This is a genomic window from Tumebacillus flagellatus (assembly GCF_000714935.1).
GTDB classification, from domain to species: Bacteria; Bacillota; Bacilli; order Tumebacillales; family Tumebacillaceae; genus Tumebacillus; species Tumebacillus flagellatus.
On the sequence record NZ_JMIR01000006.1, the window covers coordinates 144,624 to 166,541 of the forward strand.

The window sequence follows — 21,918 nt, forward strand, 5'->3', positions numbered from 1 at the left end:
AGGCTCAAAAGGCCCTGCCAAAACTGGGAAGACCAGCAATTGGGAGGGGATGTTGAAGTGAAAAGAACAGCAGTCGAGTTTCGCAACGTCACCAAATCGTACGGTGACAAAGTGGTGATCGACAACTTAAACCTGTCGATCCCGCAAGGCCACATCGTCGTGCTCGTCGGCCCGTCCGGGTGCGGCAAGACGACCACGATGAAGATGATCAACCGCCTGATCGAGCCGACGTCGGGCGAGGTGTTCGTGTTCAACCAAGACGTGCGCAAACCGGACCGCGCCGAACTGCGCCGCCGCATCGGGTACGTCATCCAGCAGATCGGCCTGTTTCCGCACATGACGATCGCGGAGAACATCTCGCTGGTGCCAAGGTTGACCAACGGCAAGAAAGGTCATGATCTGACCAAGATTGATCAGTTGCTGGAACTGGTCGGGCTTGATGCAGCCTCGTATCGTGACCGTTACCCGGCGGAGTTGTCCGGGGGCCAACAGCAGCGCGTCGGCGTGGCGCGCGCCCTGATGGCGAATCCGCCGATCATCTTGATGGACGAACCGTTTTCCGCGCTGGACCCGATCACGCGCGAACAATTGCAAGACGAACTGATCCGTCTCAACGAAGAACTGCACAAAACCATCGTATTTGTCACGCATGACATGGACGAAGCGTTGAAGATCGCCGACACCATCATCATCATGGGCGGCGGTCGCGTCATCCAGCAGGGTTCACCTGACCATATTCTTCGTCATCCGGCCAACGAGTTTGTCCGCGGCTTCTTGGGAGAGAAACGCCTCTCTTCGCACCGCTCGCACACCGTCGCCGACGTCATGCTGCCCAACCCGGTCAAGATGAGCCGCTACAAAGGTCTCGCCGAAGCGGTGCAGACCATGCAGCGCAAACGCGTCACGTCCATTCTGGTCGCCGACCAAGACGGCCGCTACCGAGGCATTGCCGACACGAGCGACATCTACAAACGATTCCACGAGGAGTCGATGACGCTGGGCGATGTCATGCGGACGAACGTGCCGACGCTCCTGCCCGAGATGCCGCTCTCCGAAGCGATCTCGCAGGTGCAAAACGCCCCCTTCGGACATGTTCCCGTCGTCAACGCCGAGGGCAAACTGGTCGGGTTGATGACCCGCGCTTCCCTCGTCGATCTGCTCGCGAAGCCGTATCTGGAGGAGGCGATGGCAAGTGGTGAATGAATGGTTGACGACGTTTGCTGACCGTTGGACCGACATCGTGGATTCGAGTTTGCAACACATCACGCTTTCCTTGATCGCGCTGTTCTGGGCGATTCTCATCGCGGTGCCGCTTGGCATCCTGCTGACGCGCTACCGCAAGCTCGCAGGGCTCGTGATGGGCATCGTCTCCGTCTTGCAGACGATCCCGAGCTTGGCGTTGCTGGGCTTTCTGATTCCCGTCTTTGGCATCGGGTCGGTTCCGGCGATCCTTGCGATGGTCGCCTACGCGCTGCTCCCGATCTTGCGCAACACCTACACCGGCATCCTCGACGTCGACGCGCCGCTGCTTGAAGCAGGTCGCGGCATGGGGATGACGCGCTCGCAACAGCTTCGCATGGTGGAACTTCCGCTCGCCCGCCCGATGATCTTCGCCGGCATTCGCACGGCGACCGTCATGACGATCGGCGTGGCGACGCTCGCGTCGTTCATCGGGGCCGGCGGCCTCGGCGACTTGATCTTGCGCGGGATTTCGATGGTCGACACCGGCGTGATTCTGGCAGGCGCGATTCCGGCTGCGGTGTTGGCAATCCTGTTCGACTTGTTGCTCGCTTGGGTGGACCGCATGGTCACGCCGAAAGGGCTGCGCATTCGCAAAGAAGTCAACTAAGGGAGAGGGGATCAAACATTTTGAAAAAACGTACCCGTAACGTTCTGACAGCAGGTATTTTGACGCTCGCGCTCGCCGGACTCACGGCGGGCTGCTCGATCGGAACTTCGAAAAGCGCGGACGAAATCACCGTCGTCGGCAAAAACTTCACCGAACAAGACATCATGGCGAACTTGGTCTCTGAGATGCTGGAGAAGAACACCGACCTCAAAGTCAAGACCAAGTCCTACCTCGGCGGCACCGACGTCTGCTTCTCCGCCATGAAAAACGGCTCTGCCGACGTCTACGTCGAATACACGGGCACCGGGCTCGTCAACATCATGGGCGAGACCGTGATGAGCGACCCGGACGCGGTCTACCAAAAAGTCAAAGACGAGTTCCCCGGCAAGTACAAAATCGACTGGCTGAGCCCGATCGGCTTTAACAACACGTACGCCATCGCCGTCACGCAAGAAACGGCGCAAAAATACAACCTCAAGACCGTCTCCGATCTCAAAGCGCACCAAGGCGAGATCGTGTTTGGCACCGAGCAGGAGTTCCTCGACCGCGACGACGGGTTGAAAGGCATGAAGAAAACGTACGCCCTGAATTTCAAAGACGTCAAAGCGATGGACCCCGGACTGAAGTACCAAGCGCTGACCTCCGGAGATGTACAAGCGATTGACGCGTTCACGACCGACGGCCGCTTGGCGAAAAACAACCTCGTGCTGCTCGAAGACGACCAGCACTTCTTCCCGCCCTACTACGCCGCGCCGATCGTGCGAAGCGAAGTGCTCAAACAGCACCCGGAAGTGGGGGAAGTCTTGAACAAACTCGCGGGCAAAATCGACGAAAAGCAAATGGCGGAACTCAACGCCGCAGTCGACGTCGACAAGAAAAAAGCCAGCGACGTCGCCGCCCGCTGGCTGGAAGAACAAGGCCTCGTCAAAAAATAATCCGGCACGCAAGCCTCGAACACGAGCATCCTCAACAAGGCTAAGAACTGACCTTAAACCGGAGTAAAAAGCATTCCCTGCGATGCTGACAGCACGCCGGAACCGGGTTTCATCAATCGAAATCCCATTGCAAGTCCTCGAAGAAACAGGTGTACTCGGCAGCCGTGCCGTGTACACCTCTTTTTTGAAGGTACTGCCGCTTTTCTTGTCGAATACCATATATTAGAAATCCCTTGACACGGGAGGTGGCTTTTTTTGAACACTCTCTTCGCCCTGATCATCATCTTGATTGGCGTACTTAATGTACTGTTCCCTCAAGCAGCTTGGTATCTGCGAGCCGGTTGGCAATTCAAAAACGCCGAACCCAGCGACGCCGCCCTGATCATGGGGCGTGTGTCGGGCGTGATCGCCATCCTCATCGGCATTGTCTTTCTGTTTCCGTAAGCAACGGTTCGTTCCCTGACTCGCATGTAAAGGAACAATCCTTGACATCTATGCAACGGAGGGCTACACTCCAAGCAACTTCTCTGATTGGAAAGGGTGTCTCACCTCCCATGAACGGCAAAGCCCTGCTCGAAGTACTCGCCGTTTCCTTCCGACTCGGTCTGACTTCCTTTGGCGGACCGACCGCCCATCTCGGGTACTTCCGAGCCGAATACGTAGAAAAACGCAAATGGCTGGACGAGCGCGCCTATGCCGATCTCGTGGCGTTGTGCCAAGTCTTGCCGGGGCCTGCCTCATCGCAAGTCGGCATCGCGATCGGTTTGCTGCGGGCGGGGTGGATCGGCGGCATCCTCGCTTGGATTGGATTTATGCTGCCGTCGGCGCTTGCCTTGGCGATTTTTGCTTGGCTGCTCCAAGGAAGCAACATCGGCGAGCCCGGCTGGCTGCACGGATTGCTGGCGGCGGCGGTCGCGATCGTGGCACAGGCGGTTTGGGGGATGGCGAAGTCGCTCGCGCCCGACCGTCCGCGCGCCACGCTGGCGCTCGGTGCCGCGATTCTCACGCTCGTGTGGCCGTCCGCGTGGGAGCAGATTCTGTTGCTCCTCTTCGCGGGGTGGATCGGGTGGCAGTGGTTGCCGAAGCCTCTCATGCAAGTGATTCCGACGCCCGGCGCGACGCTCTCCAAGCGCGGAGCCGTGATCTGCCTGACGGTGCTTGCGGTGCTCCTGCTCGGATTGCCTGCTTTTCGCCACACAGTTTCCTCGCCGTTTCTCGCGCTGTTTGACAGCTTCTTTCGCGTGGGCTCGCTGGTGTTCGGGGGAGGTCATGTCGTGTTGCCGATGTTGCAGTCGGAAGTCGTGGCACCCGGCTGGATGAGCGACACGCAGTTTCTCGCCGGATACGGAGCGGCACAGGCGGTGCCGGGGCCGCTTTTTACATTCGCGGCGTACTTGGGCGCGGTGATCTCCGGCTGGAAGGGGGCACTCCTCGCCACGCTCGCCATCTTCATGCCATCGTATTTGCTCGTGGCGGGCGCGTTGCCGTTTTGGTCCAGACTGCGCGTGATGCCGAACGTCCGGGGCATTCTAAACGGCGTCAACGCAGCCGTCGTCGGCCTGTTGCTGGCGGCGTTGTACGACCCGGTGATGACCCAAGCGATTCACAGCCCGTTCGATGCGGCGCTTGCGCTGTTTGCGTTCGGACTGCTGATGGTGTGGAAACAGCCGTCTTGGGCGGTCGTTCTCGTCTGCGGAGTACTGGGAGCCCTGCTCTAGCTTCCTGAAAAAGACATGCCCTTTGCGGGGGCATGTCTTTTTTCTTGTCCTGGTTGCAGACCGGTCTTGGCTTCGCTAGAGAAGCGCGTGCATCGCGATGAACAGCAGAATCACGCCGCTGATGACCGTGCTGAATTGCCCGATGTTCAGCGAGCCGATTCGAAGGCTTGCTACTTTGTTTCCGAGCAGCATGCCCAACCAGATCGCCAAAAAACTGAACACAGCCGCCGACAACGAAATTTCCAGCGCGGACAGATGAATCAAGCCGGCGCCCAATCCGTTGCTGAGCGCGTTGAGCGACACGGCGACGCCGAGCACCAACGATTCAAGAAAACCGATCTCCCCGGACGCGTCAAGGTCCGCTTTTTCCGGCGACTCCAAGTAGCCCGTGATCGAGCGGGGTTTTGTGGAGTCGGGCTGTTGCTGCCTCTTCTTCTTGGGCAGGGTCAGCAAGATGATGCGCAGGCCGATGACGAGCAACACCAACGCGCCGGCGATGTTCGACACCGCGCCCGGCAGCACGACCGACATCCAGCTGCCCGCATGAATGCCGATCTCGCTGAAGCAAAACGCGATGATCGAGATGATGAAATTCGCAAAGAATCGGATGCGGATTCCTCGAATTCCGTATGAAACCCCGACCCCAAAGTTGTCAATGCTGGAGGACAAGGCCAACAACAAAATTGTACCCCAAGTCATCCAAAGATCCATGGCTACCCCTCCCGATGCAGTTGGCACTATGCTATACAGAGAGGCGCGCGAACGTGACTTGCACGTGTGAAAAAAAGGAGGCTTTTGCCCATTTATGAACAAAACCCCGCTCTTGCGCAATCCCTATCAGAAAAAACTGCTCCTAAGCGCCGGCCTCAGCTGGTTGTTCGACGCGATGGACGTCGGCATGATGTCCTTTCTCGCGGCGGCGCTTGCGGTGGAATGGCACCTCGGCGCGCAGCAGGTCGGGACGTTGACGGCGATCAACTCGATCGGCATGGCGGTCGGAGCGGCGGTCGCCGGGTCGTTGGCGGACCGCTTCGGGCGGCGCACCGTACTGGTCTGGACGCTGTTGATCTTCTCGGCGGCGAGCGGCTTGTCGGCGCTCGCCACCGGATTTGTGTTTCTGTGCTTCCTGCGCTTCTTCGCCGGATTCGGACTGGGCGGAGAACTGCCGGTTGCCTCCACGCTGGTCTCCGAATCGTTTCAAACGGGAGAACGGGGCCGCGCCGTCGTGCTGTTGGAAAGCTTCTGGGCGGGCGGCTGGATTGCAGCGGCGTTGATCTCGTACTTCGTCATCCCGAACTACGGCTGGCGAACGGCGTTTGTGATCTCTGCGATTCCGGCGCTCTATGCGCTCTACCTGCGCCGGGCGATCCAAGACTCGCCGCGTTTCACGGCGCAAGAGACGGTACAGATGCCATTTCTTAGGCGACTTGCCAGCGTCTGGTCGGCGAACTATCTGCGCTCCACGATCATGCTCTGGGTGCTGTGGTTCACCGTCGTTTTTTCCTACTACGGCATGTTCCTCTGGTTGCCGACCGTCATGGTCATGAAAGGCTTCGGGCTCGTGAAAAGCTTCCAATACGTCCTGATCATGACACTCGCCCAACTGCCGGGTTACTTCACCGCCGCCTATCTGATCGAGCGCTTGGGGCGCAAGTTCGTGCTCGTCTTGTATCTGCTGCTGACGGCGGCGAGCGCGATCTGGTTTGGCACGGCGGCGACGCAAACGTCGCTGATCGCGGCGGGCATCTGCCTGTCGTTTTTCAACTTGGGCGCGTGGGGGGCGATGTACGCGTACACGCCGGAGCACTATCCGACGGCGATTCGCTCGACCGGCGTGGGGCTGGCGGCGGCGTTTGGACGGATCGGCGGTGTGATCGGCCCGTACGTAGTGGGCATGCTCGTCGCACAAAAAACGCCCCTGACCACCATCTTCCTGATCTTCTTCGTCGCCATCGTGATCGGCGCTTTGGCTGTGCTGTTTCTCGGCCCGGAGACCCAAGGCACCGATGTCGACCTCACGACCTAACGAATGCGAATGAAAAAATCCCGCCGATGCGCGGGATTTTTTTCGTGGAATCCACTATGATAGATGTACTTTACCAGATTCCATAGATTGGGAAGGAGCGAGACGGTGAGGCAAGCCTCCTCTTTTGAAAAAATTCAAGTTTGTGCCCGCCTGATCCAGCAAGCGGACCCGAGACAATCGAAGTTGTTCTACAGTTGCTTCGCGGTCTACACGGCGTTGGTTCTGTTCGAGCCGTTCGGGATGCGGGCGTTTCTGAATCGATGGGGCGACGGGACGGAGAGCATGCTTTCGGCGATTGGGTTTTTGACCGCGATCATGCTGTTGCGCCAGTTGTTCGGCACCGTCGAATTGCTCGCTCGCACGAGGTTGCAGGACGCGCTGCCGCCGCTGTACGAACGAAAACTTGCCGAGAACATGCAGCGCTTGAGTTTGGAGCAAGCAGAAGACGCGGGTGTGCAGGACCTGCTGTTCAAAAGCAAGAGACTGAATCTTGCGAAGGCGGGGGTCAACGCGTACAGCGTGCTGTGCGACGCGCTGTCGCTGGCGGTGATTTTGGTCTTGGTGCTGGTGTTTGGGAACGGGTTGGCGGCGGGAATGGTGTTGTTGTTTACGGCGTGGGGTGTCTATGCGCAGACTGTGCAGACGAAACGAACGGCAGACCTCGTCCGTGCGCAGGGAAGTGAGCAACGCTTGCTCGACCGGCTGTTTCGCTTGGGGATCGAGCGGGAGTCGCACATGGAGATACGGGTTCTCTCGGCGAATGACTTCTTACGAAAACGTTGGAAACAACACATGAACATGCTGGTCGAAGCATTGGCGTCCCGCGAGCGGCAAGCCGCATGGCGAACCACCCCGCCGGTGCTGGTGTATTTTTTCTTGCAAGCCTTGTTGGCGGCGTTCGTCGGCTGGGGGGTGATTCGGGAAGGCGGGACGGCGGGGGACTTTGTTTTTTTGTTCACGCTGGTGAATTTGTTCGGCGACTTGGCGACGGGCTTCTCCGGGAAGCTGAACGTGTTGATTCGAGATGCGCGGATGGCGGAAGACCTGTGGCAGTTCCTGAACCTGCCAGCAGGTCTTCGTCCGAAAGCGGTCACCCAACCCCTTCCGGAAAAAAACGCCGTCGTCTCCCTGCGCAACATCTCCTACCGCTACCCGAACGCCGACAGAGCGGCGTTGCAAGAGATCGACTTGACGATCTATGAGGGCGAAACGCTTGCGATCGTCGGCGAGATGGGCAGCGGCAAGTCGACGTTGGTTAAAGTCCTTGCGGGACTGTTGCCCGTCGAGACGGGGGAAGTGGTGTGGAATGCGGAGACGGTGGCGCTGGGCGCTACATTTCCGGTGACGTCCGTGTTTCAGGATTTCAACCGCTTCCACATGACCGTACAGGAGAACATCGGCTTGGGTCATCTTGCAGATCTCCAGAACAAGGAGCGAATGAAGAAACTGTTGCAAGACCTCGGCTTGCCGCACGATTTGGAATTTCTACAGAAGCAATTGGGCACTGAATTTGGCGGGGAAGACCTGTCTGGCGGGCAGTGGCAGCGAGTGGCGATTGCTCGTGCGCTTTTGAAACCGCACCGGCTGGTGACGTTTGACGAACCGACGGCGGCGCTGGACCCCAAGGCCGAAGTGGAGTTGATCGAACTGTTTTTGCGGCTTGCAGAAAACCAAGCCAAACTGATCGTGACCCACCGCCTCGCCGCGGTCAAAAAAGCGGACCGCTCCGTCGTCATGGAGCGTGGCCGGATCGTGGAAATCGGCACGCACGAGCAGTTGATGAGCCGAGACAGTCGGTATCGAGACCTGTTTGAGAGCCAAGCGAGCTGGTACGCCGAGGAGGTGCCGAGATGAAAAGTTGGCAAGCGTTGCACAACTCCCTGCGCGTATTCAAGTTGATCTGGAGCGTGCATCCGTGGAGGACGACGCTCTGGTTGCTGTTGCCGCTTGGCATCGGGGGATTGACGTATCCGTTGTACGGGGCGCGCAAAGACATGATCGATGTGATCGCGGCGCACGTGCAGGGGGATTTTTTTCAAAGTGCGATGAGGGAATTGGCGCTGCCGATGATCTTGCTGTTCCTGGCGACGTTCGGGCAGTTCCTGCTCACGACGATTTCTCGTGTTCTCACGCTCCGCTTGCAAGACCGGGGCACGATCTTGATTCGCGAAGCCGTTTGGCACAAAGCGTTTCGCTTGGAGTTTGCCACAATCGAACAGAGCCACACCCAAGACGCCCTCCGGCGTGCCAACGAATTTGCGGGAACACAACTCCTGCAACTGGCGAGTTCGCAGACCGAGATGCTGCGAATCTTGCTTACGATGGTGTCCACCCTTCTGGTGATTCTGGCAATCAATCCTTGGATTGCATCAGTGGTAACGGCGGCGGCGGCTCCGGCGCTGCTGATCAAAATCCGCACCGAGATCGCGATCAAATCGCTGAATCGCGAGGCGACGCACGACGGGCGGCGGGCAGAGTACATCAACCGGATACTCACCGACAAAACCTACGCCAAGGAACTCCGAGTGTTCGGCTTTGCCGAAGAATTGCTGCGCCGATTCCAAGACCTGCTCAAACCGGTCCTCCAGAAACGCGGCGACTTGCGCCGCCGGGAGATCAAGGCGGGCGGATGGATCGGGCTGTGCAACATCGTGGTGTTCGGGTTCTCGCTGTACACGCTGGCATCGGGAATACACGATGGCGTGAGTGCGGGGGAAGCGATCGTCGTCATCTGGGCGGTGTTGAGCGTCCAGCAGGCGGTGTTGCAATTGGTGTTTCCCGTGCAGGCGTTCGTCGCGTCGGCGCTGGGAGCGCGCGACCTGTTGGAGCTGCTCCAACTCCCGGAGACTGCGTCAACCTCGACGACCGCCGATGGGCGGGCAATACCGAACGAAGAGAACTTCCAAATCGATACCCTCGAATTCAAAAACGTATCCTTCCGGTATCCGAACACCGACCGATACGTCCTGCGCAATTTGAATCTGCTAATCCATCGGGGTGAAAAAATCGCCATCGTCGGCGAAAACGGCAGCGGCAAGAGCACGCTGATCAAACTTCTGACGGGGCTTTACGAGCCGACCTCCGGCACACTGCTCCTCAACGGGCGCCGGCTGCGCGAGTATTCGCCTGAACTCCTGTATCGAAAAATATCCGTGGTCATGCAGAACTTTACGAGGTTTCCGCTGACCTTCGAAGAGAATCTGCAACTGGGAAATGTTCAAAACCTACAAGATGATCCGCAAGATTGCACGAGAAGTCGCTTGCAAAGCGATCACTCTGAGAGTGTCCGACTCGAATCCTTTTTGGGACGCCTGAAATTCCGCGACGTGATTAACGCCGCGCCGCAAGGCTGGCAAACCCGCTTAGGCGGGTTTGGCGATTCGGCGTATGAGCTTTCCGGAGGGCAATGGAGCTTGTTGGCGATGGCGCGAAGCACCCTCAAAAGCTCCGATCTTGTCATCCTCGACGAACTTTCCTCGGCGCTCGACCCGCTGGCCGAAGTGCAAGTGTTCCGACACTACCAAGAGCTCTTCCGAGACGAGACGGTCGTTCTGATCTCGCATCGACTGGGGTGGGCGAGATACTCCGATCGGATTTTGGTCTTGAAACGGGGAGTTCTCGTCGAATCGGGCACACACGACGACTTGATGAGTGATGAGGGCGAGTACAGCCGTTTGTACAACCTCCAAGCCCAATGGTATGCTACCAACTAATCAAACCCAAAACATGCCATACTAAGACCAACACAACCTCCAGAAAGGAAGGCTCCCATGACCGCCAAGACCCTCAAAATCCAACTTACGAAAGCCTTCCTCCTCAGCCTGCTGGCCGTCCTTGGATTTGGCCTTGTGACGATCCTCGTCCTTGGCCAAAAAGTAGCGGACTTCGACACCGCCATCATCAACTCCGTTCAACAAAGAGAGAGTCCGACCCTCACCGCGATCATGAAATTTTTCACCTTCATCGGCTCCACACCTGCGGTGTTGGGGCTTTCCGTCATCATCTTGTACCTGCTGTACAAGTACTTGCACCATCGAATCGAGTGTGTGCTGTTTCTTGCCGTGATGGCGGGAGCGGCTGCACTTAACCAATTGCTCAAGATGATCTTCCATCGCCCGCGACCGGACTTGCATCGGCTGATTGAGATCACGGGCTACAGCTTCCCCAGCGGGCACTCGATGAGTGCGTTCGCCATGTACGGCGTGCTCACGTTTCTCCTCTGGAGGCACGTCCCCACGAGGTGGGGGAGAGCACTGATCGTGCTCTTGGGAATCGCGATGACGCTGATGATCGGAATCAGCCGCATCTATCTGGGGGTGCATTATCCCAGCGACGTGATCGGGGGCTACCTTGCGGGTGGATTCTGGCTAGGAGCGTCCATTTGGGTCTACCAATGGCTTGCCGAAAGGGGCATGAGCCCCCAAGTGCAACCGCGCTAAAATCAAAAAACCAAAAAGCCCGTCCCTGCCAGCGACAAAGGCGGCGGTGGGACAGGCGGGATGTGGCTACCCGAGCGACTTTGAAAACATTCTTTTTTCCACTCGACGGTTTTACTCATTCAAAAAAAGGAATTTTTCTCAGGAGCCGGGGAGCTGCATCCTGCCGGTCCGACCACCCACCCAAGCCACCCTCAAAGGATGCCTTCATACTGCGCAAATCGCTCCAAAATCCGCCGCTTCCGATACAACATGCTCGCCGTCTCCGCCAACTCTTCGATCGTTTTGCGGTTCAGATAAGCCCCGAACAGAATTCCGGCGACGGGGATGAGTTGAAACAGCTTCTTCCACCCGAAGTTCTCGGCGTGAATCAGCACGACTTCGCGCCAGCCTTGCAATTGAGAAAACAGCTGGTTGCGCGCGGGAGCTTGGTGGTACTGACTCAATTCGGCGAGGATCGCCTGCTTCCCCACATAGTCGGACGACGAAAACTGCAACACTTTGATGAGGAACACCCGCTCAGACTTTTCGTTGGGGTCGTATCCGTAGCACATGCAGATCTCCTGCAACACCTTCAGAGACAAACCGAGTAACATCGGAATGTCGATCGCCAGCGTGAACAGCCCGCCGATGCCGGTCGTCGCGCCTTGCCACGCGGCAAACTTCGTCCGCGACTTCGCGTACTCGCGGGCGACGTCGTTCATCACGGCGAGCGGCAGTTCTCCGACTTCTCCAAGCGTCAACTCACCCCGGCCCGTGCGCTCTTGCACGCGCCGCAGCACATCGTCGGCGCTGGTCAGATACCGGCCGCCGGTCTCGACGTACCCGATCATCTCATCGAGAGCCAGCCCGACTTTCTCCTGCAAGAAAGCGGGCGTGATCTTATCCAAGAGCGCAAACGGCAACCGGCCGAGCTTCTCCCAAAACCAGAGGTCTTTCTGCTCACCCTCCCACTTCTCCACGACCTTCAAGGCCGCCAGCAACTCTTCACGTGTCTCCATAGATCCTCCCGTCGCCTGTCGTGCTCTCTTCTACGAAACAGATGCCAAATCGTTACGATAATTTTTGGAAATGCTAAAGGAAGGGCGTGGTATGATAGTTCTATCTAGGTAAACTGTACCGCATGGAGGAACAAAAAACCAATGGCATCACTCCGGGCCTTACTCAAAAAAGGCAACACTTCGTCCGCGATGGCGGCGCTTGGCAACGCGGGGATTGCGATCCTCAAGGGGATTGCCGCCGCGCTCAGCGGAAGCGGCGCGATGTTTGCGTCGACGATGCACTCGCTGGCCGATGCCGTCAACCAAGCATTCGTCTTCACCGGGAGCGTATTGGCGGAGCGCGCGCCGACGAAGCGCTTTCCGACCGGCTTCGGGCGTGTGATCAACCTCTTCTGCATGGTCGCCGTCTTGGTCGTCACGATCATGGCGTACGAAACGATTCGCGAAGGACTGCATCTCTGGGCGCATCCCGCCGAGATTGCGAGCATCCTCTGGGACGTGTTGGCGCTTGGCGTGGGGATTCTCGTCGACGGGCTTATCCTCGTCAAAGCGATGGGGGAGATCGTCAAAGAGACGCGGGCAGAAGCGCGTGGATTCGGCGTCGTGTTCACCGCGTTTCGCAACGTCGGACAAGCGGCGCCGCCGACCCGGTTGGTTTTTTACGAAGATTTGGTGGCAACGTCCGGGGCGCTGTTGGCGTTGCTGGCGATTCTCGCCTCGTACTTGCTCGGCTGGCATGTGCTCGACGGCGCGGTGACGATTTTGATCGGGCTGATGATGCTCTTCGTGGCGTTTCGTGTGGGGTATGACAACATGGTCGGCTTGATCGGGGTTGCCGCGCCGCGCGAAGTGGAAGAGCGGGTGGCGCAGATTCTGTTTTCCGACCCGGACGTGACCGACATCAACTTGCTGCGCATCGTGCAGGAAGGCCGCACGTATCACGTCGACGCGTACGTCGAACTGCGTCCGGGCTTGAGCCTCGCCGACGCCGACGACATCAAGTACCGCGTGCGCGACCTCGTGCTGGCCGACCCCGATGTGTCGGACGTGACGATGGGCATCTTGGAAGACAACGGCGTCCGCAACTGGATTCCCGAACCGCTCGGGAAGTAGAAAAGACCCGCCAGCTGCAAGAGTGCCGCTGGACGGGTCTTTTTTTCCACAAACGCTTAAAACGCCATGCACAGATAACTGAGCGTCCCGAACTCATACGCCCGGAAGATTTCCTTCGGCGCACGATCCGGCGAGCCGCTGCCGAGCGCGATCAGAAGCGGAACGAAATGCTCCGGACGCGGCACCGCCATTCGGGCGTGCGGGGCGGCATGCTCGTAGTTCAGCAACTCTCCGTAGCCGGGCTTTTGCATCTGCTCCAACAGCCATTCGTCAAATTGAAGCGCCCACGGCTCCGGCTCGCTTTGCCCCCATTTCACGGCGCGCAAGTTGTGCACCGTCACGCCGCTGCCGATGACGAGGATGTCTTCGGCATCCAAGCCGCGCAACACGTTCCCGATCTCGATCTGCTCTTGCGGCGAGAGGAACGGGTGCACCGAAACTTGCACGACCGGAACGTCCGCTTCCGGGTACATCTTCTGCAACAGCACCCACGACCCGTGGTCCAACCCCCGCGACGTATCGAGCCGAACGGGAATTCCCGCCGCCTCCAACTTCGCTTGCAAACGTCCGGCGAGCTTCGACGACCCCCGCGCCGGATACTTGATCCGGTACATCTCCTCCGGGAACCCGTAGAAATCGTAAATCGTCTCGTACACCTCGTCCGACGCCGAGATCGTCAACACCTGACTCTCCCAATGCGCGGTAAAAATCACAATCGCTTGCGGCTTCACACTCTGCCCGAGCGACCGCAAAAACTCACTGTACGCATTCTCTTGAATCGCCAGCATCGGCGACCCGTGCGCCAAAAAAAGCGGTTCGATCATCTGAAGATCCTCCCTTAATAAAGCTTCGATGTTCTCACTATACCATATTCACTTTAGAAAAGTAAGTGACAAAACAAAAGTAAGAAATGGGTGAGCACATCGTGATTGCGGTTTCCTACCCCTGTATTCTTTCACGCCAAATTCATCAAACTCTGGTAACCTGAAAACGGGTGATTTGATATGAACATACTGCTCGCAGAAGACGACCGCAGGCTTGGACAGCTGGTCACACATCTGTTGTCAAAAAAAGAAAACCATCGCGTCGACTGGGTGCAATCCGGCGACGACGCCTACGAATACGCCAAAGCCGCCGCCTACGACGTGGTCATCCTCGACTGGATGATGCCGCAAACGGACGGTCTGGAAGTTTGCCGCCGCTTGCGCCGCGACGGCTATGCGGGCGCGATTCTCATGCTGACGGCGAAAGACACCGTCCATGACCGCGTGCAAGGACTGGACGCCGGAGCGGACGACTACCTCGTGAAGCCGTTTGAATTCGAGGAGTTGCAAGCCCGCATCCGGGCGCTTGGCCGCCGTTCGTTTGCGCCGCTGCAAACGGACGTGATGACGCTGCCGGGGCTTGTCGTGAACCGCTCGGAGCACACCGTGTCTCGGGACGGCGTGCTCGTGCAACTGTCGCCGCGCGAGTTTCAGCTGCTCGATTTGCTGTTGCAAAACCGCGGCCATGTGCTGCCGCGCGAAGTGATCCTCGACCGGGTCTGGGGCTTTGACAGCGACGTCACGAAGAACGCCATCGACGCCACCGTCAAACTGCTCCGCAAAAAAATCGACCCGCCCGACGGCGACACTTTGATCAAAAGCGTGCGCGGCATCGGGTACAAACTTGAACTTTAAGGGCATCCGTCGCCTTCCCATCCGGCGTTTCCGAGAACGCCTCGGGAATCTGCGGCGCAAGTGGTGGCCGCTCGACCCGTTTACCCGCATTCGCTTGCGGTTGACGGTGACGTACAGCGGCATGCTGATCTTGATCTTGCTCGTCTTCACGGGAATCGTATCGGCGGTGCTGTTTTTTGAGAACTCCCAAGAGCAGATCCGGCAAGTGCAGACGTTGACCGACGAATCGGCGACGCTCTACCAAGATGTGCTGCAACACTTGCCGGAGGGCGGGGGCACGCTCCCCGACAGCAACTCGACGGCCGGGAGTCGGCAGTTTTTTCTGTATGTTGTCGATGCCGACGGGAATCCGCTCGTCCAGCAGGACCGGATGCCGGAGTTGCGCAAGCCGATTTTGCGGACGCTCTCTTCGTGGGCTCCGAAAACAGGGGAAGTCCGCTGGGTGACGATTCACCAAGCGTTTCGCCACGGTGACAATTTGGAATTGTTGATCGGCGGCCGTTCGGTCTACCGCAACGGGAAATTGGCGGGGATGTTGTACGTCGGCAACGATATCACGACGTATTGGGAAACGTTCAAAGAGTTGATCAAAGTCTTGCTGATCCTCGTCGGTGCGTTCGGGCTGCTCGTCGCATTCTTCGGGCAGCGGATGGCCGCGAGGGCGATGGTGCCGATCAAGTTGTCGTACCAGCGGCAACAGCAGTTCGTCGCCGACGCGTCGCATGAATTGCGCACGCCGCTGACCGTGTTGAAGTCGTCGTTTGACGTGATCGAGTTGGAGGACGGCGAGAATCTCTCCGACTATTCGAAACAAGTCTTCGCCGATATGAAAGACGAAGTGCAGAGCATGAGCAAGCTCGTCTCCGATCTGCTCACACTCGCGCGCTCCGACTCAGGCGAAGTGGATTTGTATGAGCAAACGTTCGACCTCGCCGACACCGCCGAGCAAGTCGTGCGGCTGCGGCAAACGCTCGCGATGGAGCGCAAGATCGAACTCGCGCTCGAAACCCCGCCCGCGCTTTCTATGCTTGGCGACGGTGAGCGGATCAAACAGTTGCTGGCCATCTTGCTCGACAACGCTTTGAAGTTCACGCCGGAGGGCGGCACGGTCACCGTGAAGGTGCAAGGCGAGAGTCGGGCGTGCGTCTTGAGCGTCACGGATACGGGCATCGGGATTCCCGAAGGAGAGCAGGAGCGGGTGTTTGAGCGGTTTTACCGCGTGGAAGAAGCCCGTTCGCGGGCGACCGGCGGGACGGGCATCGGGCTTGCGATCGCCAAGTGGATCGTCGAAGCGCACCACGGCACAATCTCCGTGCAGAGCAAACCGGGGGAGGGGAGCACGTTCACGGCGCGCTTCCCCCTGCGCAAGTAAAAAAGCAAGCGTCCGGAGCCGACTTCCGGGCGCTTTTTCTTTTGCCCGGGGCCGGAGTCCTGACGCATTTTTCTATCGTCCAGCGTGAAGTCTCAGGGCGCTTTTTGGTGCTGTTTTCGAAGGGTTTTCATCGTTTTTTCATTCGCTGTGTCCAGTTCGTGAACGCTTGTCCACTTTCATTTTGCTTTCATGCTGGGCTCGTACACTGACTTCAGAACCAAGACAGAAGGGAGTGACACACGATGAATCGCACCTCGAAGTTCTGGCGCGCGACCCTGTGGCTGGGGGCGGCGGCGCTGGTGCTGGCGGTCGCGGGGATGCTGACGTTCGGCCACGCGCACGGAAATTGGAAGTACGGCGCAAACGAACGCGGATACGCCCAACATCAGCAAGTCCAGCAAACCTACGGCGACCGCAACCACAACCACTTCCAGCCGCGAAACGAAATGCGCCAAGGCGATTTCCGCAACGAACAGCGCGGGCACCGCGAGTTCGGAGCAGCCAAAATCGCCGCTCTGATCGGTGATTTGCTCTTGCTCTTCATCGGCGTACAGCTTTGGAAGCGTGCGGGACGCACCGGCAAAGTGATCGGCGGTTGGGTGATCTTCATCACCCTGTTGCCGCTGTTGATGATGGCGCTGTTCCTCATCATCCCGGCCGCCGTGCTCTACCTGCTCTGGCGCTTCTACCGCCGCCGCCGCAGCGTGGCGACGTATCAATCCGAATTCGTCGCCGAACAAACCTACACGTCGAGCGCGGTGGACTCTCTCGATGCATGGGAAGCCAAAACCCGCCGCGAACTCAACCAAAAAGCCAATCAGAAAACCAACCAAAACGACAACCCCAAGGAGGAAGAATAACATGATCTTCAAACGCATTCGCGACATCGTCGTCTCCACCGTGCACGAAGGATTGGACAAGTTGGAAAACCCGGTGGCGCTCCTCAAGCAATACCTGCGCGACGTGGAAGTGGAAATCTCCAACGCCGAGCGCGCCATCGCGCACCAAGTCGTGCTGGAAAACCGCCATGTAAGCCTCGTGACCGACACCAAAGCCCTGATCGCCAAACGCGCCCGCCAAGCGCAACTCGCCGTGGAAACCGGTGACGAAGAGATCGCCAAAGTCGCCCTCCAAGAAAAAATCCAACTGGAAGCCCGACTTGCCGCCTACGAACAACAGTTGGAAGCGCTGGCGACCCATTCCGAAACACTGAACAACCAACTGCGCGACCTTCAAGAAAAGTACTCCGACATGCAAGCGAAGAAACGCGTGCTCCTCGCCCGCGCCCAAGCTGCCAAAACGTCGCACGCCCTCACTTGCACGCTGAACTCCATCGACACCGAAAGCGCCGTACGCGGGTTTGCACGCATGGAAGAGCGAGTGGCGTGGATGGAAGCGAACGCCGAAGCGAGCCAGCGCGCCCGCAACAACTACGTCAAACTGAACACGTTCGGCGCGGACTCCGAACTGCAAGACAAAGTCGAAGCCGAACTCGCCAAGCTCAAAGCGTCTCAAGAAGCCTAAACTTAAGTCCTTCCATACTCCTGAAGCTTTCTCCGTTAGCAGCCTTCTACGTTAGCAGACAATTGAGAGAAAAAAGCCCTCGAACAAGCGCGAGGGCTTTTTTTTGAGCTTTTTATCTTGTAATGTTATAGGGTTTTATACCTATAACAAAAACAGTGACTTTTGCCCTATATGGGTGAGACCATGGAATCAAAAAGACAGGAAATGTCGCATATTCACAACATTTCATTTAAGTAATATGATGGAATTGTATTCAAAATCACCAAGTGAAAAGGGCAAATCATGGGAAACCATGAGACGCAAAGCCAAGGGCCTGGACCATGACGCAAGTTGTGGATGGCAGCCGGTTGCCACAGGGATTCATAGTTTTCTGTCTATGAACCTGTATTAAGAGGTTCATTTTTTATGGCCTCTTGTCCCCCTTTTTCACGAGAAAGGATGGACTGCACATGGGAAAACGCTTTTGCAGCAAACTGTCTCTGGTTGCTTCGCTGCTGCTTGTGTTCCAGCTCGTGTTTCCTATGGTAAACGCAATGGCAGCGACCGATCCTGACACGACGCCGATTCTTGGAGGAATCGGGTCGGGAGGGATCTCCGTTCCGGAGACGGGTACGAACCCGGAAACGAAACCTTCGGGACTCAGTTCCGCAAGCGCCACGACTTCCTCGCTTAGCGCCGCAACGACCGGCGCCTTGTTGCCGCCGAGCAACTTGGCCGCTGCTCTGACGACTCCTGACACCGTAAAATTGACTTGGAGTTCCGTCTTCGGGGCTACGGGTTACAATGTTTACGGCATCATCGACGGCCAATTGCAACGGTTGGCGACCACGACCGCAACTACGTACACCTTCCCGGGCTTGAAGGAAGGCGATTATCAGTACGTGGTGACGACGAATGGTTCCGACGGCGAGTCCGGTCCGAACGCACCGGTTTCGGTCACGATCACGTACCCCAAGATGGAGGCACCCGCTACTCTGACGTACAAAGTGCAAAATGCAAATGACATCGTCCTGAACTGGGCGGCGTCGCAATATGCAACTTCGTACAACATCTATCAAGTAGCGGCGGATGGGAGCACCACGCTGGTGACTTCCGTTTCGGGCAAGACCACGTACACGTTCGCGCAACAGCCGGCAGGATCTTACACCTACGCTGTTTCTGCGGTGAACACGCTGTACGGGGAATCGCCGATCTCCGTGACGACCAAAGTCGACTTGGGCGAGACGACCCAGTTGCCGCCCGGCAACTTCGCGTACAAAGTGCAAAACGGCAACGACATCGTGTTGACGTGGAGCGCCTCGCAATACGCGACGGGTTACAACGTCTACCAAGTGATCAACGGTCAAAAAGTTTTGCAAAAGACGGTCACCACGACCAGTGTCACGTTCACCAACCAGCCGGCGGGCGACTACGCGTACGTTGTGACTTCGTACGGCGACCGCTTTGGCGAATCGGCAGACTCTTCGCAAGTCAGCTTCACGCTGGTTCTGCCGGTGATGACGGCTCCGGCCAACTTCAAAGCCACCCTGTCGAACATCAACGACGTCAACTTGAGCTGGACAACCGTTCCGAATGCGTCCGGGTATAAAATCTACCAAGTCGCAAACGGTCAGAACACGTTGATCAAAACGGTGACGGGCGCAACGACGACATCGACGTCGTTCACCAACCAGCCGGCGGGCGATATCACCTATGAGATTCACTCGTACAGCGACCGCTTCGGCGAGTCGACGGATGGAAGCACAGTCACCGTGACGGTGACGACTCCGACGATGACCGCTCCGCAAGAATTCGCGTACAACATCACCAACGGCAACGATCTCAACTTGTCGTGGGCTTCCGTGCCCAACGCAACGTCGTACAAGATCTACCAAGTGATTGGCGATCAGAAGGTCTTGAAAACCACCACGAGTTCGCTGACTGTCACGTACAGCAACATGCCGGCGGGAGATTACACCTATGAAATTCATTCGTTCTCGACCCGTTTTGGCGAATCGACGGAATTCAGCACGGTTCAACTGACCCTCGTGCTCCCGGTGATGGCAGCTCCGGCCAACGTCGTGCAATCGGTCACCAGCGCGACTTCGTTCAAGTTGAACTGGGACCCGGCCGCGAATGCGACGAGCTACAAAGTCTACCAGGTCACCAACGGTCAGAAAGTCCTGAAATCCACCGTTTCCACCACGAGCGTTTCTTACACCAACATGACGCCGGGCGATTACACCTTTGAAGTGCACTCGTACTCTTCCCGCTTCGGCGAATCGGCGGAAGGAACCACTCTGACGTTCACCCTGACCGACCAAACGCAACCGGCTCCGACCAACTTGACGTACACCGTGACCAACGGCAACGACATCACGTTGAAATGGACCGCTGCACAATACGCAACGAGCTACAAAGTCTACCAAGTGGTGGACGGGCAGAACGTTCTGCTGAAAACGGTCACCGGCACGTCGATCTCCTTCACGAACCAGCCGGGCGGGGTGTACGATTACCTCGTAACGGCGGTTTCCAGCACGTTGGGCGAATCGGAAGCGGCGGTAACGAACTTCACCTTGACGCTGCCGACGGTTCTCTCTCCGACGAACCTGACCTCCAAGATTCAAAACGGCAACGATGTCGTGTTGACTTGGTCGGCTGCGACGTACGCCAACTCCTACAAAATCTATGAAGTGATCGGTGGACAAGAAGTCTTGAAGACCACGGTCACGGGCTTGACGGCAACGCTTAGCAAAGTCTCCGCAGGCGATCACGTTTACTCCGTACACACGGCGAGCACCCGCTTCGGCGAATCGGTCACCGGAAGCACGGTAACGGTGACGCTCGACGCGACGACGATGCAACCGCCGATGGGCTTGACGCAAACCATCGTCAACGGCAACGACATCCAGTTGAAATGGACCGCCGCCACCTATGCGACGGCGTACAACATCTACTTGATCCAAGACGGTGTACCGGTTCTGCAAAAAACCGTGACCGGCACTACGTACACGTTCACCAACCAACCGGCGGGTGATTACACCTACGCAGTGTTTTCTTACAGCGACCGCTTCGGCGAATCGATGGACGGAAGCCAAGTGTCCCTCTCGCTGGTGTTCCCGACGATGCAAGCGCCGGCAAACTTCACGCAAAGCATCACCAACGGCAACGACATCGTCTTGAAATGGAACGCATCGACGTATGCGAACTCTTACAACGTCTACCAAGTTTCCGGCGGGGTCAAAACCCTCGTCAAGAATACGACGGCGGTTTCCTTGACGCTGACGAACCAACCGGAAGGCAACTACACGTTTGAAGTGCACTCCGTGTCGACCCGCTTCGGTGAATCGCCGGAGGGAAGCACGTTGAACTTCCAGCTGGTCTGGCCGGTCGTTGCGCCGCCGACTCTGACTTCTTCGGTCGTGAACGCGAACAACGTGACCCTGACCTGGAAATCGGTGCAGTGGGCGAACGAGTACCGCGTGTACCAAGTCAACAAGGACGGCAGCAAGACCCAGCTCTACAAAGGTACGGCGCTGACCTATACGATCTACAACTTGGCGCAAGACACGTTCTCCTATGAAGTCACGGCGTTTGCCACGCGCTTCGGAGAATCCCAACCGTCCAACCGCGAGACCATGACGATCGTCTACCCGGTCATGCAAGCTCCGGTTGTGACCGCGAAAGTGCTGAGCACCTCGTCTGCAACGCTCTCGTGGGGCTTCGTCACCTACGCAAACGGCTACAACATCTATGAAATCGTCGACGGCAAACAAGTTCTCGTGAAGCAGAACCTCAACGCGCTCTCCTACACGTTGACCAACTTGCCGTATGCGAACCATAACTATGTTGTCACGTCGTACTCCAACTCGTTTGGTGAATCGGTTCCGTCGAACGTCACGTTCGTCAAACTGATCAACGACACCGTACCGCCGGTTACCACGGCGAGCGCTCCGGCTGATTGGACGAACCAAACTCCGGTCACCGTCACGCTGTCGGCAACCGACAACGACACCGGCGTCGACAAAACGTTCGTTTCTCTGAACGACGGCGCGTATGTCCAAAGCAACTCGGTCACCGTCAGTGCGGAAGGCATCAACAAAGTCTCCTACTACTCCACGGACAAAGTCGGCAACACGGAAACCGCGAAAACCATCTACGTCAAAATCGACAAAACCGCACCGGTCACCACGGCCGCTGCAACCAAGGATTGGTCGAACGCTGACGTAACGGTTGCCCTGACCGCAACCGACGCAGGGTCCGGCGTGGCGAAAACCTACTACTCC

18 protein-coding genes and 1 riboswitch are annotated in these 21,918 nt (G+C 57.7%); of the genes, 15 read left to right on the forward strand and 3 right to left on the reverse strand.

The genetic code is table 11. The features are described from left to right. Positions 1-57: 57 nt before the first annotated feature. From EL26_RS06380 to EL26_RS06400, 5 genes are all read left to right on the forward strand, one after another. Positions 58-1,203 carry an ABC transporter ATP-binding protein gene (locus EL26_RS06380; protein WP_038085792.1) on the forward strand — a complete coding sequence of 382 codons (1,146 nt, stop codon included), beginning with the start codon at positions 58-60 and terminating at the stop codon, positions 1,201-1,203. Next, on the forward strand, positions 1,196-1,849 hold the full coding sequence (locus EL26_RS06385; RefSeq protein WP_038085867.1) for an ABC transporter permease: 654 nt from the start codon (positions 1,196-1,198) through the stop codon (positions 1,847-1,849). Before EL26_RS06380 ends, EL26_RS06385 begins: the two co-directional genes overlap by 8 nt. A 20-nt stretch (positions 1,850-1,869) precedes the next feature. Next, positions 1,870-2,784: an ABC transporter substrate-binding protein gene (locus EL26_RS06390; protein WP_238546068.1), complete on the forward strand. Its 915-nt coding sequence runs from the start codon at positions 1,870-1,872 to the stop codon at positions 2,782-2,784. A gap of 255 nt (positions 2,785-3,039) precedes the next feature. Continuing rightward, a complete protein-coding gene (locus EL26_RS06395) occupies positions 3,040-3,228 on the forward strand; it encodes a DUF6199 family natural product biosynthesis protein (protein WP_038085795.1) in 189 nt (62 codons plus the stop codon). A 110-nt stretch (positions 3,229-3,338) separates the two neighbouring features. After that, entirely contained in the window at positions 3,339-4,502 is a 1,164-nt protein-coding gene (locus EL26_RS06400) for a chromate transporter (RefSeq protein ID WP_038085796.1), read from the forward strand. Positions 4,503-4,577: 75 nt separating this feature from the next. Here EL26_RS06400 and ytaF read toward each other — a convergent pair whose 3' ends face one another. Further along, a complete protein-coding gene (ytaF, locus tag EL26_RS06405) occupies positions 4,578-5,201 on the reverse strand; it encodes a sporulation membrane protein YtaF (RefSeq protein WP_038085872.1) in 624 nt (207 codons plus the stop codon). A 106-nt stretch (positions 5,202-5,307) separates the two neighbouring features. Here ytaF and EL26_RS06410 point away from each other — a divergent pair, with 106 nt between their 5' ends. The 4 genes from EL26_RS06410 (at position 5,308) to EL26_RS06425 (ending at position 10,967) form a co-directional block, all read left to right on the forward strand. Beyond that, positions 5,308-6,528, forward strand: a complete 1,221-nt coding sequence (locus EL26_RS06410) for an MFS transporter (protein ID WP_038085798.1) — start codon at positions 5,308-5,310, stop codon at positions 6,526-6,528. A 105-nt stretch (positions 6,529-6,633) separates the two neighbouring features. Next, the gene (locus EL26_RS23525; RefSeq protein ID WP_052036062.1) at positions 6,634-8,382 is read left to right on the forward strand and encodes an ATP-binding cassette domain-containing protein; all 1,749 of its coding nucleotides are present in this window, start codon (positions 6,634-6,636) and stop codon (positions 8,380-8,382) included. Further along, entirely contained in the window at positions 8,379-10,241 is a 1,863-nt protein-coding gene (locus EL26_RS06420) for an ABC transporter ATP-binding protein (protein WP_038085800.1), read from the forward strand. Before EL26_RS23525 ends, EL26_RS06420 begins: the two co-directional genes overlap by 4 nt. Before the next feature lie 57 nt (positions 10,242-10,298). Beyond that, positions 10,299-10,967: a phosphatase PAP2 family protein gene (locus EL26_RS06425; RefSeq protein WP_038085802.1), complete on the forward strand. Its 669-nt coding sequence runs from the start codon at positions 10,299-10,301 to the stop codon at positions 10,965-10,967. 191 nt (positions 10,968-11,158) lie between these two features. On the opposite strand, the gene EL26_RS06430 is transcribed toward EL26_RS06425, so the two are convergent. Then, entirely contained in the window at positions 11,159-11,965 is an 807-nt protein-coding gene (locus EL26_RS06430; protein ID WP_038085804.1) for an EcsC family protein, read from the reverse strand. Between the two features lie 141 nt (positions 11,966-12,106). Here EL26_RS06430 and EL26_RS06435 point away from each other — a divergent pair, with 141 nt between their 5' ends. After that, complete coding sequence (locus tag EL26_RS06435) at positions 12,107-13,078, forward strand: cation diffusion facilitator family transporter (protein WP_038085806.1); 972 nt, start codon at positions 12,107-12,109, stop codon at positions 13,076-13,078. Positions 13,079-13,134: 56 nt separating this feature from the next. Here the strand turns inward: EL26_RS06435 and EL26_RS06440 are convergent, their stop codons facing one another. After that, the gene (locus EL26_RS06440; RefSeq protein WP_038085808.1) at positions 13,135-13,902 is read right to left on the reverse strand and encodes a DODA-type extradiol aromatic ring-opening family dioxygenase; all 768 of its coding nucleotides are present in this window, start codon (positions 13,900-13,902) and stop codon (positions 13,135-13,137) included. Positions 13,903-14,082: 180 nt separating this feature from the next. Here EL26_RS06440 and EL26_RS06445 point away from each other — a divergent pair, with 180 nt between their 5' ends. The 5 genes from EL26_RS06445 to EL26_RS06470 form a co-directional block, all read left to right on the forward strand. Next, the gene (locus EL26_RS06445; RefSeq protein ID WP_038085811.1) at positions 14,083-14,757 is read left to right on the forward strand and encodes a response regulator transcription factor; all 675 of its coding nucleotides are present in this window, start codon (positions 14,083-14,085) and stop codon (positions 14,755-14,757) included. After that, a complete protein-coding gene (locus EL26_RS06450) occupies positions 14,747-16,129 on the forward strand; it encodes a sensor histidine kinase (RefSeq protein WP_052036063.1) in 1,383 nt (460 codons plus the stop codon). The genes EL26_RS06445 and EL26_RS06450 overlap by 11 nt, the downstream gene beginning before the upstream one ends. A gap of 242 nt (positions 16,130-16,371) precedes the next feature. Continuing rightward, complete coding sequence (locus EL26_RS06460) at positions 16,372-16,989, forward strand: hypothetical protein (RefSeq protein ID WP_052036064.1); 618 nt, start codon at positions 16,372-16,374, stop codon at positions 16,987-16,989. Position 16,990: 1 nt separating this feature from the next. Further along, entirely contained in the window at positions 16,991-17,653 is a 663-nt protein-coding gene (locus EL26_RS06465) for a PspA/IM30 family protein (RefSeq protein ID WP_038085816.1), read from the forward strand. 264 nt (positions 17,654-17,917) lie between these two features. After that, a riboswitch (cyclic di-GMP riboswitch) is annotated at positions 17,918-18,008 on the forward strand. Positions 18,009-18,102: 94 nt separating this feature from the next. Next, positions 18,103-21,918, forward strand: a 3,816-nt coding sequence (locus EL26_RS06470; RefSeq protein ID WP_038085818.1) for an OmpL47-type beta-barrel domain-containing protein, incomplete at its 3' end; no start/stop codon positions are given.